Origin of the sequence: Achromobacter spanius (assembly GCF_039673305.1) — a bacterium.
Lineage (GTDB): Bacteria > Pseudomonadota > Gammaproteobacteria > Burkholderiales > Burkholderiaceae_B > Achromobacter > Achromobacter spanius_F.
In genome coordinates this window covers 1-1844 of sequence record NZ_JBDJLJ010000119.1, presented here as the reverse complement: position 1 = coordinate 1844, position 1844 = coordinate 1, and the positions used below count along the sequence as shown (strand labels likewise).

1 protein-coding gene and 1 pseudogene are annotated in these 1844 nt (G+C 72.1%); both read right to left on the bottom strand.

The genetic code is table 11. The annotated features are described in order from the left end of the window. Positions 1-1556: aldehyde dehydrogenase (NADP(+)) (locus ABE485_RS31065; RefSeq protein WP_346519094.1), on the bottom strand; the 1556-nt coding region annotated here is incomplete at its 3' end. 107 nt (positions 1557-1663) lie between these two features. After that, positions 1664-1844 (bottom strand): annotated as a pseudogene (locus tag ABE485_RS31060) (5-dehydro-4-deoxyglucarate dehydratase); the annotation flags it as partial.

Genomic DNA, 1844 nt, shown 5'->3' with positions numbered 1-1844 from the left:
ATGCGGGACAGGCCCAGCGGGTTGGCGCGCTTGACGCCGTCGGGCAGCAGCGCGTCTGGCAGGTCCTGGTAGCAGACCGGACGCAGGAAGCGGCGGATCGCGGTAGCGCCCACCGACGTCGAGGCCGGGTTCGAGGTGGCGGGGAACGGGCCGCCATGCACCATGGCGTGGCTGACTTCGACGCCGGTGGGGTAGCCGTTGGCCAGGATGCGGCCGGCCTTGCGTTCCAGCACCGGCAGCAGGTCGCGCGCGGCTTGCACGTCGGCCTCGTCGACGAACAGCGTGGCGGTCAGCTGGCCTTCCAGGTGTTCAGCCACGGCCCGCACCTGCGCGGCGTCCTTGCACGCCACGACGAGCGACGCCGGACCGAACACTTCGGCTTCGAGTTCGCGCGATGCCAGGAACTCGGCGGCGCTGGCGCCGAACACCACCGCGCCCGCGGCGTTGCACGCCGGGTTCGAGGGTTCGCCGCGGCCGACGGTGGACACGCTGGCATGACGCGCCAGCGCGTCCGCGCCTTGCTCGTAGGCCGAGAAGATGCCCGGCGTCAGCATGGTCGCCGCGCCCTTGGCCTTGACGGCGTCGGCGGCCGCTTGGCGGAAGCGGTCCAGCGCGGGGCCTTCGATGCCGATGACCAGGCCGGGGTTGGTGCAGAACTGGCCCACGCCCATCGCCAGCGAATCCACGAAACCCTTGGCGATGGACTCGGCGCGGGCTTCCAGGGCGGCGGGCAGCAGGAACACGGGGTTGATGCTGGACATTTCCGCGTATACGGGGATCGGCACCGGGCGGGCGTTGGCGGCGGCGACCAGCGCCAGGCCGCCGCGGCGCGAACCGGTGAAGCCGATGGCGGTAATGGCCGGATGGGTGGCCAGCGCCGTGCCGATTTCATTGCCCGCGCCGAACAGCAGCGAGAACGTGCCTTCGGGCAGGCCGTGCTTGGCGACGGCCTGCTGGATCGCGCGGCCGACCAGCTCGGACGTGCCGGGGTGGGCGTTGTGCGCCTTGACGACGACCGGGCAGCCGGCGGCCAGCGCCGACGCGGTGTCGCCGCCCGCGACCGAGAAGGCCAGCGGGAAGTTGCTGGCGCCGAACACGGCGACTGGGCCCAGCGGCACGTTGGCCAGGCGCAGGTCGGCGCGCGGCAGCGGCTGGCGCTCCGGCTGGGCCGGATCGATGGTGGCGTCCAGGAAGTAGCCGTCGCGGACCACGCGGGCGAACAGGCGCAGCTGGCCGACGGTGCGGCCGCGCTCGCCTTGCAGGCGGGCCACCGGCAGGCCGGTTTCGGCGTGGGCGCGCTCGATCAGCGCGTCGCCCAGGGCCAGGATGCCCTCGGCGATGCTTTCCAGGAACTGCGCGCGGGTTTCCAGCGGCGCGGCGCGGTAGGGGTCGAACGCATCGCGGGCCAGTTCGGCCGCGCGCGCCACGTCGGCGGACGAGCCGGCGGGGTAGGCGGGTTCCAGGCGTTCGCCCGTGGCGGGATTGATGGCGTGCTGGGCCGCGCCCGCGCCCAGCAGGGCGGTCGAGCCGATCAACATCTGGCCGGTGAGGTTCATGGTCATCTCCAAAAAGTTCGCGTCCGGTCCGAAGGCGCTTTGCGCCGGGGCGGTCCCGGGAAAAAAATGCCCCCGAATCGGGGGCAGGCATTGCGTGCCGGCGGGGTTTACTGGGCGCCAGACTTCTTGATCAGGGCGTCGAGCATCTCGAGCTCTTCGCCGGTCAGGTCGGTGAGCGGGGCACGCACGGGGCCTGCGTCGTGGCCGACCAGCTTGGCGCCGGCCTTGACGATGCTGACGGCGTAGCCGGCCTTGCGGTTGCGGATTTCCAGGTAGGGCAGGAAGAAA